This window comes from Burkholderia arboris, from assembly GCF_902499125.1.
GTDB lineage: Bacteria > Pseudomonadota > Gammaproteobacteria > Burkholderiales > Burkholderiaceae > Burkholderia > Burkholderia arboris.
This window is the reverse complement of sequence record NZ_CABVPX010000013.1, coordinates 103,643-116,372: the sequence shown is the minus strand read 5'-3', so window position 1 is coordinate 116,372 and position 12,730 is coordinate 103,643. Positions and strand designations below refer to the sequence as shown.

Below are 12,730 nucleotides of genomic sequence, written 5' to 3'. Positions count from 1 at the left end.
GACGTAAACCTGTTGTTCACCCGGTTGTGCACCAAATTTGTCAACAAAATGGCTGGAAGGGTATACGACGAGAAGGGCCTCTGTCATGCCTGTCAGCCTTGTCATGCATGGATTTCGTGCGTCTTGCACCGTGCGACGGCACACCGCTGCACGCCGATTGTGCGAAATCTGCCAAAAGAATTGTTGACAATCTTTATGTCCGCCCTAGGATGAGGACCATCACACGATGCAGATCATGAACGAGCCCGATTCCCATCCGTCCGGCGCAGCCGGTCCCGAAGCGATCGCCGAACGGATCCGCACCGCGATCCTCGAGCATCGGCTCGCGCCCGGCGCGAAGCTGACGGAGGCGCAGCTCTGCGACGTGTTCGGCGTGAAGCGCGGGACGATTCGCCAGGCGCTCGCGCAGCTCGCGACCGACAAGCTGGTCGACCTCGAGCCGAACCGCGGCGCGTTCGTCGCGAGCCCGACGCTGCAGGACGTGCACGAGGTGTTCGAGATGCGCCGGATCATCGAGCTTGCGGTGGTCGAGCGGCTCGCAACCGGGCCCGGCGCGAAGCGGCTGAAGGGTGTCGCCACGTTGATCGACAAGGAACGCAGGGCGTTCGAGCGGCACGACGTCGCGGCATGGATCCGGCTGTCGGGCGAATTCCACACGGCGCTCGCGACGCTGATGGGCAATGCGACGCTCAGCGAGTGCCTCGAAGGGCTCGTCGCACGCTCGACGCTGATGTCGGCGCTGTACGAATCGCACGGGCGTAGCCCGTGCTCGTGCGACGACCACGACGAGATCCTCGCCGCGCTGGAGGCGGGCGATCCGAAGCAGGCGGTGACGCTGATGGCGCGCCACCTGCAGCATGTCGAACTGAAGATGCTGGACCGGCCCGCGCAAGGGCAGGTCGATCTGCGCGAAGTGTTCGGCGGCGCCTGAGCGGCGACGCGAACCCGGCCGCGCGCCACAGAACGAGAGCAATGCAGGCCTGCGGCGTTTGCCGCGGGCCGCTGGTCCGACTCCGGGCGTCGATCCGGAGCGATATCGATGACGGTGGAGCGGCCGCCCGGCCGCGTCAAGGAGAAGTCATGGCTCAGTTCAGTGTGGCGCACGACAGCGCCTATCCGGCGGAAGAAGGCGGCGAGGGCGGCGACCCGGCGCTGCCGAATGGTTTCAGCGAACGTCTGTACAACGAAGATTTGGCACCCCTGAAGAATCAGACATGGGGCTCGTACAACATCTTCGCGTTCTGGATGTCGGACGTGCACAGCGTCGGCGGCTACGTGTTCGCAGGCAGCCTGTTCGCGCTCGGGCTGACGAGCTGGCAGGTGCTGATCGCGCTGATCGTCGGGATCGGCCTCGTGAACGTGCTGTGCAACCTGATCGCACGGCCGAGCCAGCAGATCGGCGTGCCGTATCCGGTCGCGTGCCGCGCGACGTTCGGCGTGCTCGGCGCGAACGTGCCGGCCGTGATCCGCGGGCTGATCGCGATCGCGTGGTACGGCATCCAGACCTATCTCGCGTCGAGCGCGCTCGTGATCGTCGTGCTGAAATTTGTCCCGCAATGGCTGCCGTATGCGGACGTCCACCGCTACGGCTTCCTCGGGCTGTCGGCGGTCGGGTGGGCCGGCTTCATGCTGCTGTGGGTGCTGCAGGCATTCGTGTTCTGGAACGGGATGGAGACGATCAAGAAGTTCATCGACTTCGCGGGCCCGGCCGTCTACGTCGTGATGTTCATCCTCGCCGGCTACATGGTGTGGCGCGCGGGCTGGCGCAACATCGGCATCAACCTCGGCGGCGTCAAGTATCACGGCGCGGAAGTGATCCCGGTGATGATCACGGCCGTATCGCTGGTCGTGTCGTATTTCTCCGGGCCGATGCTGAACTTCGGCGATTTCTCGCGCTACTGCCGCTCGTTCGGCGAAGTGAAGCGCGGCAATTTCTGGGGGCTGCCGGTCAACTTCCTCGCGTTCTCGCTCGTCACGGTGATCACGACGGCAGCGACCTTGCCGGTGTTCGGCGAACTCATCACCGACCCGGTCGAGACAGTCGGCCGCATCGACCATCCGACCGCGGTGATCCTCGGCGCGCTGACGTTCACGATCGCGACGATCGGCATCAACATCGTCGCGAACTTCGTGTCGCCCGCGTTCGATTTCTCGAACGTCGCACCGCGGCTGATCAGCTGGCGCGCGGGCGGGATGCTCGCGGCCGTCGCGTCGATCTTCATCACGCCGTGGAACCTGTTCAACAACCCGGCCGTGATCCACTACACGCTCGACGTGCTCGGCGCGTTCATCGGCCCGCTGTACGGCGTGCTGATCGCCGACTTCTACCTCGTCAAGCGCGGCCGGCTCGTGCGCGACGACCTGTACACGATGTCGGAGAGCGGCGCGTACTGGTACACGGGCGGCGTGAACCGCCGCGCGCTCGCCGCGCTGCTGCCGGCCGCGGTGATCGCTGTCGTCTGCGTGATGGTGCCCGGCTGGCAAGGCGTCGCGAACTTCTCGTGGTTCATCGGCGCGGGGCTCGGCTTCGTGTTCTACCGGCTGCTCGTGAGCACGAAGGCGTGAGGAGCGAGCGATGAAGATTCGACTGATCAATCCGAATACGACGCAGCGGATGACCGACGCGATGGGCCGCTGCGCACGCGAGGTCGCGGCCGCGGGCACGGAGATCGTTGCGGTGAGCCCGCCGATGGGGCCGCCGTCGATCGAAGGCTATTACGACGAGGCGCTCGCGACGCCGGGGCTGCTCGCCGAGATCGCGCAGGGCGAGCGCGACGGCTGCGATGCGTACGTGATCGCATGCTTCGGCGACCCGGGCCTGTATGCGGCGCGCGAGCTCGCACGCGGGCCGGTGATCGGTATCGCCGAGGCCGCGATGCATGCGGCGAGCGTGCTCGCGCCGGGCTTCTCGGTCGTCACGACGCTCGCCCGCACCTGCGGGATGGCGTGGCACCTCGCGGAGCGCTACGGGATGAAGCGGTTCTGCCGCAACGTGCGCGCGACCGACGTCGCGGTGCTCGAACTCGACCGGCCGGGCTCGGCCGCGCGCCGGATCATCGTCGACGAATGCCGGCGCGCGCTCGACGAGGACGGCGCCGACGCGATCGTGCTCGGCTGCGCGGGAATGGCCGAGTTCGCGCACGAGATCGAGCAGCAGATCGGCGCGCCGGTGGTCGAGGGCGTCACGGCGGCGGTCAAATGGGCCGAGGCGCTCGTCGCGCTGCGTCTCGCGACCGCGAAACGCGGCGATTTCGCGCGGCCGCTGCCGAAGCGCTACGACGGCGCATTCGCCCGCTTCAGCCCGCCGGACGGGGATGCGGCGGAACCGGTCGGGAATTTGCCGCAACCGCACATACACACCGTCTGACACGCACTATCTGCGTCGCTGTATGGGCGCGTATGAACGTTTTCGCTACACTGGGCCGTCATCGCATCGGCTTGTGCGGTCGGCCTCCGGGCGCCGCGCAGTCGATGCGAACCCATTATTTCAGCCCGCTTTCGCCGCATTTCGAACCCATGTCACTCGATCCCAACTATCCTCGCGACCTGATCGGCTACGGCCGCCATCCCGTTCAGGCGAACTGGCCGGGGCGCGCCCGCGTCGCCGTGCAATTCGTGCTGAACTACGAGGAGGGCGGCGAGAACTGCGTGCTGCACGGCGATCCGGGCTCCGAGCAGTTCCTGTCCGAAATCGTGGGCGCGGCCGCGTATCCGGACCGCCACATGAGCATGGAGTCGATCTACGAATACGGTTCGCGGGCCGGCGTGTGGCGGATCCTGCGCGAATTCGAGAAGCGCGGGATGCCGCTGACGGTATTCGGCGTCGGCATGGCGATCGAGCGTCATCCGGAGCTCGCGCGCGCCTTCGTCGAGCTGGGCCATGAAATCGCGTGCCACGGCTGGCGCTGGATCCACTACCAGAGCATGACGCCGGAACTCGAAGCCGAACACATGCGCCTCGGGATGGAAGCGATCGAGCGCGTGACGGGCGAGCGCCCGCTCGGCTGGTATACCGGCCGCGACAGCCCCAATACGCACCGCCTGGTCGCCGAACACGGCGGCTTCCTGTACGACTCCGACAACTACGGCGACGACCTGCCGTTCTGGATGGACGTCAAGGTGTCGGGCGGCGGCACGTCGCCGCAACTGATCGTGCCGTACACGCTCGACACGAACGACATGCGTTTCGCGACGCCGCAGGGCTTCAACACCGGCGATCACTTCTTCGACTACCTGCGCGACGCATTCGACGTGCTGTACGCGGAAGGCGACGAGGCGCCGAAGATGCTGTCGATCGGCATGCACTGCCGGCTGCTCGGCCGGCCGGGCCGGTTCCGCGGGCTGCAGCGTTTCCTCGATCACATCGAGAAGCACGAGCGCGTATGGGTGACGCGCCGTGTCGATATCGCGCGTCACTGGCGTGAACATCATCCGTATCAGCCCAATCATCAAAACGAAGGGAAAGCATGAAGGCGATGCGCTACACGTTGGAACAACTGAACACGATGGCGCCGAGCGCATTTGTCGCGGCGCTGTCGGGGATCTTCGAACATTCGCCGTGGGTGGCCGAGGTCGCCGCGGGCGAGCGGCCGTTCGCGAGCATCGACGCGCTGCACAAGACGATGTCGGGTGCGGTGGAAGCAGGCGGCGAAGTGCGCCAGCTCGCGCTGATCAACGCTCACCCGGAGCTGGCCGGCAAGGCCGCCGTGCGCGGCGAGCTGACGGCCGAGTCGACGCGCGAGCAGAGCGGCGCGGGCCTCGACCAGTGCACGCAGGAAGAGTTCGACAAGCTGCTGACGCTGAACCGCACGTATCGCGAGAAGTTCGGCTTCCCGTTCATCCTCGCGGTGCGCGGCTATGACCGTCACGGCATCATCGCGAACTTCGAGTCGCGCGTGAATCATTCGCGCACCGAGGAACTGCGTGCGAGCCTGGACCAGATCTACCGGATCGCGCGCTTCCGCCTCGACGACCTGATCGACGCCTGACACCGCAATGCGGCCTGCTGCGTCGCAGCGGCCTGATCGCATCACTGAAACAAGGAAACATCATGGCTGTTCCGCTTCTCGATCCCAACGCACCCGATTTCACGCGGCGCTACGTGAATCTTGCCGACCCGCGTCTCGGTGCGCAGGCGCTCGAGGCCAGCGACGATTTCTTCGCGCCGAAGGACCGGATGCTGAACCCCGAGCCGGCCGTCTTCATTCCCGGCAAGTACGACGACCACGGCAAGTGGATGGACGGCTGGGAAACGCGCCGCAAGCGCACGACGGGCTTTGACTGGTGCATCGTCAAGCTCGCGCGCCCGGGCGTGATCAAGGGCTTCGACATCGACACGAGCCACTTCACCGGCAACTTCCCGCCGGCTGCGTCGATCGAGGCCGCGTTCGTGGCCGACGGCGCGCCGACGCATGCGACCGAGTGGGTCGAGATCGTGCCGTCGACGACGTTGCAGGGCAACAGCCATCACTACGTCGAAGCGAGCGACGCGCGAGCGTTCACGCACCTGCGCGTGAACATCTACCCGGACGGCGGCATCGCGCGCCTGCGCGTGTACGGCCAGCCGCAGCTCGACTGGGCCGGTGCGAGCGCGACCGAGCAGTTCGACCTCGCGGCGATGGAAAACGGCGGTTACGTCGTGGCCGCGAACAACCAGCACTTCGGCGTCACGTCGAACCTGCTGCTGCCGGGCCGCGGCGTGAACATGGGCGATGGCTGGGAAACCCGCCGCCGTCGCGAACCGGGCAACGACTGGGCGATCATCGCGCTCGCGCAGCCGGGCGTGATCCGCAAGATCGAAGTCGATACCGCGTTCTTCAAGGGCAACTACCCGGACCGCTGCTCGATCCAGGCCGCGTACGTGTCGGGCGGCACGGACAGCTCGCTGATCACGCAGTCGATGTTCTGGCCGGTGCTGCTCGGCGAACAGAAGCTGCAGATGGACAAGCAGCATTACTTCGAACACGGCATCGCGTCGCTCGGCCCCGTCACGCACGTGCGACTGAACATCATTCCGGACGGTGGCGTGTCGCGCCTGCGTCTGTGGGGGACGCTCGACAAATGAAGACGCTTGCAATCGAACCGCTGACCAAGGAAGCCTTCGCGCCGTTCGGCGACGTGATCGAAACGGAAGGGGCGAAGCAGATCCCGATCAACCTCGGCACGACGATCCGCTTTCACGATCTCGCGACAGTCGACGTGACCGATGAAGACGGCCGCACGCTCGTGAACCTGTTCCGCGGCCAGCCGCGCACGCTGCCGTTCGAGGTGAAGATGCTGGAGCGGCACCCGCTCGGCAGCCAGGCCTTCGTGCCGCTGAACGACCAGCCGTATCTCGTCGTCGTCGCGCCCGCGGGCGACCTCGATCCGGCGCAGATCCGCGCATTCGTGACGAGCGGCTGGCAGGGCGTCAACTATGCGAAGGGCGTGTGGCATCACCCGCTGATCGCGCTCGGCGGCGTCAGCGACTTCATCGTCGTCGATCGCGGCGGTGATGGCCTGAACCTGAACGAGCAGGATCTGCAGGAATCGCTGTGGCTCACCGACGAAGCGCTGCATGCGCTGACGGCCTGAGTCGCCGGCGTTCTCGCGACTGACAGGCTGTTTGCATGCCTGCCGAAACCCGCGCAAGGTGCGCGGGTTTTTTTATGTGCGGTCGCTGTCTCGCGATTCAGGTTGCCACGGCCTTGCGCGTGTCGCGCGAACCGCCGCCGCGACGCCGGTTCGCGATCGGCGCATGCTGCGCCATCAGGTCGGCGACCCAGTCGACGAATACGCGCAGCTTCGCGCTGACGTGCCGGTTCGGCGGGAACGCGACGTACATCGGCATCGGTTCGAGTTGCCACTGCTCGAACAGCGGCACCAGTTCGCCACGCGTGCGATACGCGCTGGCCATGTAGTCGGGCAGCCACAGGATGCCGAGCCCCGCGAGACCGGCTTCGAGATACGCATTGCCGTCGTCGACCGCGAGCACGTAGCGTCCGCGCACGGTGATCTGCTCGCCGTCGCGCGCCATCGCAAACGGCAATGCCTTGCCGGTGCGCGCCCACAGAAAACCGACGATGCGGTGATGCGTATCTTCGAGGTCACCCGGATGTGTTGGCGTGCCGGCGCGCGCGAGATAGGCCGGCGATGCGTACACGCCGAGCCGCAGGTCGCCGACGCGGCGTGCAACCAGCGATCGATCGGCCGGTTCGCCGCCGCGCACGACGCAGTCGACGTTCTCGCCGATCACGTCGACCACGCGGTCGCTCACGCCCATGTCGAGCTGGAGGTCCGGATAGCGCGCATGGAACGCGGGCAGCGCGGGGATCAGGATCAGGCGCGCGAACGGGCTCGGCACGTCCACGCGCAGCCGCCCCCTCGGCGACGCCGACGCAGCGGACAGGCTCGTTTCGGCATCGTCCATGTCGGCCAGCAGGCGCACGACGCGGTCGTAGTACGCGGCGCCGTCGGCCGTGACGACGACCTTGCGCGTCGTGCGATTGAACAGCTTCACGCGCAGCCGCGCTTCGAGCTGCTGCACCAGTTGCGTGACGGTGGTGCGGCTCATGTGCAGCGTGTCGGCCGCTTTCGTGAAGCTGCCGGCTTCCACCACGCGGGCGAACGCCTGCATTGCGTCGAATCGATCCATCGGGTCAGGGCTCCGCGTCGCTCGGACATTGTTTGGAGAGCGCAAACAGTGTTGGACAAGGTTGCCGGTTTATCCGCCGCGCAACGGTCCTTAAAGTGCCTTCATCGTTGAGACAGGGGCGGTGTCGCCCCGCAGACCGATGGAGGGGTTGAATGGCAAAGCGTAGCGTAGTTTTTCCGCCTGGTCGCCAGGCGCTGTATGACCGCAACCGTTATTCGCCGGCAGTGCGCTCGAACGGCTTCCTGTTCGTGTCCGGGCAGGTCGGCAGCCGCGACGATGGCTCGCCCGAGCCGGAACTGGGCGCGCAGGTCCGCCGCGCGTTCGACAACCTGAATGCGGTGCTGTACGCGGCGGGCTGCACGTTCGACGACGTCGTCGACGTGACGGTGTTCCTCGTCGATCCGGAGGCGACGTTCGAGCGGATCTGGGAGATCGTTCCCGAATACTGGGGCGATGCCCCGCATCCCGCGCTGACTGCCGTCGGCGTGACCTGGCTGTACGGCTTCCAGTTCGAGATCAAGGTGATCGCGCGGCTGCCGGAGGCTGTCGACGGTTGAGCAGGGCGTGCGCATGTCACGGCGCGACGGGCGGCTCCTGTTCATATGCGTGACGCAGCAGCACGGCGAGCGACGACGACTCGGGCAGCGCCGCCGTGCCGAGCCGGTGCACGGCGATTCCTGGTGTCCACGAATTCATCACGACGGCGCCGGCCATCGACGGCAGGTCGGACGGCGTCACTTCGCGATCGTGCTGCGCGATGCCGAGGCGCGCCAGTTGCCGCCGCAGGATGCCCATCGTGACGCCGCCGAGCATGTCGGCCACCGGCCATACGACCGCGTTGCCGTCCCAGAACGCGACGTTCCAGATCGAGCCTTCGCTGATGCGCCCGCGGCGATCGATGAACGCCGCATCGTCGAAACCCTGCGCGACCGCACGGCGCAGGAAGTGCGTCTTCGCGACTTCGCCGACGTGCTTGATGTCCGGCAGCACGCGCTCGTGTTCGAACAGCGCGAGATCGAGCGGGCCGGCCGGCCCCGACGACGGCGCGGCCGTGCGGACCAGCACATCGAGCGCTTCGTCATCGCGCGGCGCGACGAATTCGCCCGTCGTCGCGTGCACGGTCGCGGTCAGCGACAGCGCCGGCGGCGCGCGATCGAGCGCGGTGCGCAGGAACGCGCGAATCCGCTCGTCGGGCAGGGCACGACCGAACAGCGCGTGCGACGCGTCACGCAGCCGTGCGAGATGCAGGTCGAGCCCGCGCACGCGGCCGTCGCGTATCTGCATCGCGGTGAAATGCGCATGCCCTGCGAAGGCCAGCGCGGCGAGTGTTTCGCATGTAGCGGCCACGCCGTTGATCTGGGCGACGGACGGGAAGGGGGCAGCGGTCATCGACGAATCTCCAGGTTGGCCGCGCGCACGGGCCGGCGCACGGCATCTTCAAGAAAGCCTATTGTTTGCCGATTGATGGCGACATGAAAAACGAGTAGTTTTGTCACGGTCATCAAATTCTGTTTGAAGATCGATGGAACGCATGTGGCCTGGTACGCGCGCGCTGAGAACGTTCGATGCGGCGGCGCGGCACCTGAATTTTTCGCGGGCGGCCGACGAGGTCGGGCTGACGCCGGCAGCCGTCAGTCACCAGATCAAGGAGATCGAGGCGCAGCTCGGCATGGAGCTGTTCGTCCGTACGAGCCGCAGCATCCGGCTGACGCCGGCGGGTGCCGTGCTGGCTGCGGCGGCCGCCGATGCGCTCGCGGGCCTGCAGCACGCGAGCGCACGCGCACGGCGCATCGCGCGCGAGCAGACGGAATTGCGCGTGTCGGTCGGCGCGCGCTTCGCGACGCATTGGTTGCTGCCACGCCTGCCGCGCTTCAAGGCCGCGCATCCGGCGCTCGAACTGACGTTCGACATCACCGACCGGCTGCGCGATTTCGATGGCGACGATGTGGATGTCGCGATCCGTTTCGGCACCGGGCGTTACCGGGACGCATGTACGCAGCGCCTGTTCGGCACGTCGGTCGTCGCGATAGGCAGCCCCGCGCTGTTGTCGGCCGGCCCACCGTTGCGCAAGCCGCGCGACCTGCTTCGTCACACGCTTTGCCACGCCAACTGCGAAGTCGACGGTGTGATCTGGCCGCGCTGGTCGGCCTGGATGACCGCAGCGGGCATCGACGGTTTCGACGATAGCCGGTGTGTCGCGTTTCCGGATTCAGGCCACGTCGTGCAGGCTGTCATGGACGGTACGACGGTCGGGCTGGCGGAGCCGCACATGATCGCGCGCGATCTCGCGGACGGGCGCCTCGTACGGCTGTTCGACGTGAACGTCGAGGTGGCGCCGGGGCTCGCGTATCACGTCGTGTATCCGGAGCACACGCAGGGCGATCCTCGCATCGTTGCACTGTGCGACTGGCTTGCGGACGAGGTGGCGATGGTGCGTGCGTGACGCGATCGCCGCACGTGCTATCGTGCCCGCATCGCCACCGTACGACGTCCGGTTCCGGACGCGATTCTCCGATGAGCCAACCTGAAAACGACCTCGCGATCCTGCTGCGCACGATGCAGCCCGACCTGCATCCCGGCGCGTTCGCCTTCGTCGCGCTGCCGTCTGACGCAGACGTATCGTTATCCGAAGTAGTTGCCACGTTCCGTGAAACGGAAGGGCTGACGGTCGTGGTCGACGAGGAAGCGGCTGCCCGTTACGGCTGGCCCGTGCTGTTCCGCGCCGCATGGATCACGCTGACCGTCCATTCCGACCTCGCGGCCGTCGGCCTCACGGCCGCATTCGCGCGGGCGCTGGGTGCAGCGGGCATCAGCTGCAACGTGATGGCCGCTGCATACCACGATCACATCTTCGTACCGTTCGGCGACGGCCCGCGCGCACTCGAGGCGCTCGTCGCACTGCAGCGCGACGCGCTGCGCGGCTAGCGCACGAAACGCATTGCGCGCACGCAAAAAAAACGGGCCCGTCACCGGGCCCGCGAACGGAGAGGATTGCGCCGGCAACCGGCGCACGGCGGCTTACTTGACCGCGCCACCCTCGAACCAGGCGGCGAGCTTGGTCCGCTCGTCGTCGGTCATGTGCGTGACGTTGCCGATCGGCATCGCCTTCAGGCGCACGGCCTGTTCGTAGATGCGCTGCGCGTTCTTCGACACTTCGTCCGGCGTGTCGAACATCACGCCTGCGGGAGCGCTGCCCATCAGCGTCGGCTTCGACGAGTGGCACTCGACGCAGCGCTGCTGCAGGATCGGCATGATGTCGTTGATCACGATCTTCGGCGCGTTTGCAGCTTGCGCTTCCGGTGCGACCGGCTTGGGCATCGTCCAGACCAGCGCGCCCGACAGCAGCGCGACGCCGCCGATCGGCAGGTACCACAGCTGCTTGCCGCGGTGACGCATCACGAAGAACTGGCGAATCAGCGCGCCGGCCAGCATGATCAGCACGAGCACGATCCAGTTGAACTTGTTCGTGTACGTCATCGCGTAGTGGTTCGACAGCATCGCGAACACGACCGGCAGCGTGAAGTACGTGTTGTGCACCGAGCGCTGCTTGCCGCGCTTGCCGTAGATCGGGTTCGGTTCTTCGCCCTTGAGCATCTTGTCGACCATCTTGCGCTGGCCGGGGATGATCACGAAGAACACGTTCGCCGACATGATCGTCGCGAGCATTGCGCCGACGATCAGATAGGCGGCACGGCCCGAGAAGATGTGGCATGCGAGGTACGCTGCGACGACGACGTAGATCCCGACGCAGATGCCGAGCACGCGATCGTTGGTGCCGAGGACGCGGCACAGCGAGTCGTAGACGATCCAGCCGGCCGCGAGGAAGCCGAGTGCGGAAGCGACGGCGACGACGGGGCCCATGTCGAGCACGCTCTTGTCGATCAGGTACGTGTTCGGTGCGAGCAGGTACAGCACGAAGAACAGCGAGAAGCCCGACAGCCAGGTCGTGTACGACGGCCACTTCGACCAGTGCAGGTCATCCGGCATTTCCGGCGGGGCGACCGTGTACTTCTGCATGTTGTAGAAACCGCCGCCGTGGACGTGCCACAGCTCGCCGAACACACCGCGCTTGCGCTGGTTCGGGTCGGTCGGCGGTTTCAGGCTGTTGTCGAGCGCGACGAAATAGAAGGACTCGCCGATCCACGCAATGGCGACGATGACGTGCAGCCATCGCAGCGCGAGGTTCAGCCAGTCGGTGATGAAGCCTTCCATGAAACTCCTCCAGACTCAAATCGTTTGTTTGATGTGGGCGCTGATGCGTATGTCAGCTGCCGCGATAGGTGCTGTACGACCACGGCGACACGAGCAGCGGCACGTGGTAGTGCGAGCCGGTGTCGGCGATGCCGAAGCGGAGTACGACGCGGTCGACGAAACGGGGTTCGGGCACCTTCACGCCGAGCGACGCGAAGTAGTCGCCGGCATGGAACACGAGTTCGTATTCGCCGGCGGCGAGCGCGGCGCCTTCGAGCAGGGGTTCGTCGCAGCGGCCGTCGCTATTGGTCAGCACGGTCTTGATCGCGCGGCGCGATTCGCCGTCCAGCGCGTAGAGGTCCACCTTGATTGCAGCGCCGGGACGGCCGTGCGCCGTATCGAGTACGTGGGTAGTGAGCTTTCCCATTCGCAATTGTCCTTGTGTGAATGCGAGGTTCGGCGGCGACTCGATCCATTGACTGTGCGGCGGATCGAGGCTCCACGTCACGTGGCTACATACCCGTCGGCGAGATTGAAGCGAGCGCCGTGCAGGCATTGTAAAAAGGTTCCCCGCGCAAATACGGGCGCGATATCAAAGATAATGCGCCGCGCATGAGCGGCTGTCGACGGCACGCCGGGCGTGGCTTCCGGCGGGCTTTCAGGCGCTCGGGGAGGGCCTGCGCGGCGTACCATATCGGAACCCTGAAGCGCGGTATTCCGGATCGCGCATTGTGTGCGGCGCGCGCTTGGGCGATCCTCCCGCCGTGCGCGTCGGCCGGTGGCCCGCGCGTACCCCGAAGACGGCGAGCACGCCGGGTAACCGGGCCAGGGCGTTCGAACGGACGCAGGCACCGGAGCGTGCCGCGATTCAGCGTTCGAATGGCTGTGTGACCGCCTCCAGGACAG

14 protein-coding genes are annotated in these 12,730 nt (G+C 66.4%); 10 read left to right on the top strand and 4 right to left on the bottom strand.

Annotated elements, in window-relative coordinates; genetic code table 11:
* The first annotated feature begins 226 nt into the window (after positions 1-226).
* From BLA15945_RS17670 to BLA15945_RS17640, 7 genes are all read left to right on the top strand, one after another.
* On the top strand, positions 227-931 hold the full coding sequence (locus BLA15945_RS17670) for a GntR family transcriptional regulator (protein WP_059233888.1): 705 nt from the start codon (positions 227-229) through the stop codon (positions 929-931).
* Between the two features lie 149 nt (positions 932-1,080).
* On the top strand, positions 1,081-2,565 hold the full coding sequence (locus BLA15945_RS17665) for an NCS1 family nucleobase:cation symporter-1 (RefSeq protein ID WP_059233889.1): 1,485 nt from the start codon (positions 1,081-1,083) through the stop codon (positions 2,563-2,565).
* Between the two features lie 10 nt (positions 2,566-2,575).
* Positions 2,576-3,367, top strand: a complete 792-nt coding sequence (locus BLA15945_RS17660; RefSeq protein WP_059233890.1) for an aspartate/glutamate racemase family protein — start codon at positions 2,576-2,578, stop codon at positions 3,365-3,367.
* Between the two features lie 149 nt (positions 3,368-3,516).
* On the top strand, positions 3,517-4,470 hold the full coding sequence (gene puuE, locus BLA15945_RS17655) for an allantoinase PuuE (protein WP_059233891.1): 954 nt from the start codon (positions 3,517-3,519) through the stop codon (positions 4,468-4,470).
* Positions 4,467-4,988, top strand: a complete 522-nt coding sequence (uraD, locus tag BLA15945_RS17650) for a 2-oxo-4-hydroxy-4-carboxy-5-ureidoimidazoline decarboxylase (RefSeq protein ID WP_059233892.1) — start codon at positions 4,467-4,469, stop codon at positions 4,986-4,988. The genes puuE and uraD overlap by 4 nt, the downstream gene beginning before the upstream one ends.
* A gap of 62 nt (positions 4,989-5,050) precedes the next feature.
* Positions 5,051-6,064, top strand: coding sequence for an allantoicase (gene alc, locus BLA15945_RS17645; RefSeq protein ID WP_174993021.1), 1,014 nt, complete (start codon positions 5,051-5,053; stop codon positions 6,062-6,064).
* Complete coding sequence (locus BLA15945_RS17640) at positions 6,061-6,573, top strand: ureidoglycolate lyase (RefSeq protein ID WP_059233894.1); 513 nt, start codon at positions 6,061-6,063, stop codon at positions 6,571-6,573. The genes alc and BLA15945_RS17640 overlap by 4 nt, the downstream gene beginning before the upstream one ends.
* 97 nt (positions 6,574-6,670) lie before the next feature.
* On the opposite strand, the gene BLA15945_RS17635 is transcribed toward BLA15945_RS17640, so the two are convergent.
* Positions 6,671-7,633, bottom strand: coding sequence for a LysR family transcriptional regulator (locus tag BLA15945_RS17635; RefSeq protein WP_174993020.1), 963 nt, complete (start codon positions 7,631-7,633; stop codon positions 6,671-6,673).
* A 152-nt stretch (positions 7,634-7,785) separates the two neighbouring features.
* Between BLA15945_RS17635 and BLA15945_RS17630 the strand changes: the two genes are divergently transcribed.
* Positions 7,786-8,190, top strand: a complete 405-nt coding sequence (locus BLA15945_RS17630) for a RidA family protein (RefSeq protein WP_059233896.1) — start codon at positions 7,786-7,788, stop codon at positions 8,188-8,190.
* A gap of 16 nt (positions 8,191-8,206) precedes the next feature.
* Here BLA15945_RS17630 and BLA15945_RS17625 read toward each other — a convergent pair whose 3' ends face one another.
* Positions 8,207-9,022, bottom strand: a complete 816-nt coding sequence (locus BLA15945_RS17625; RefSeq protein WP_174993019.1) for an aminotransferase class IV family protein — start codon at positions 9,020-9,022, stop codon at positions 8,207-8,209.
* Positions 9,023-9,155: 133 nt separating this feature from the next.
* Here BLA15945_RS17625 and BLA15945_RS17620 point away from each other — a divergent pair, with 133 nt between their 5' ends.
* Positions 9,156-10,076, top strand: a complete 921-nt coding sequence (locus tag BLA15945_RS17620) for a LysR substrate-binding domain-containing protein (RefSeq protein ID WP_174993018.1) — start codon at positions 9,156-9,158, stop codon at positions 10,074-10,076.
* 71 nt (positions 10,077-10,147) lie between these two features.
* On the top strand, positions 10,148-10,558 hold the full coding sequence (locus BLA15945_RS17615) for an ACT domain-containing protein (RefSeq protein WP_174993017.1): 411 nt from the start codon (positions 10,148-10,150) through the stop codon (positions 10,556-10,558).
* A 93-nt stretch (positions 10,559-10,651) separates the two neighbouring features.
* Here BLA15945_RS17615 and BLA15945_RS17610 read toward each other — a convergent pair whose 3' ends face one another.
* Both BLA15945_RS17610 and uraH read right to left on the bottom strand, forming a co-directional pair.
* Positions 10,652-11,845, bottom strand: coding sequence for a urate hydroxylase PuuD (locus tag BLA15945_RS17610; protein ID WP_059233900.1), 1,194 nt, complete (start codon positions 11,843-11,845; stop codon positions 10,652-10,654).
* 52 nt (positions 11,846-11,897) lie between these two features.
* A complete protein-coding gene (uraH, locus tag BLA15945_RS17605) occupies positions 11,898-12,251 on the bottom strand; it encodes a hydroxyisourate hydrolase (RefSeq protein WP_011352401.1) in 354 nt (117 codons plus the stop codon).
* Positions 12,252-12,730: the final 479 nt, after the last annotated feature.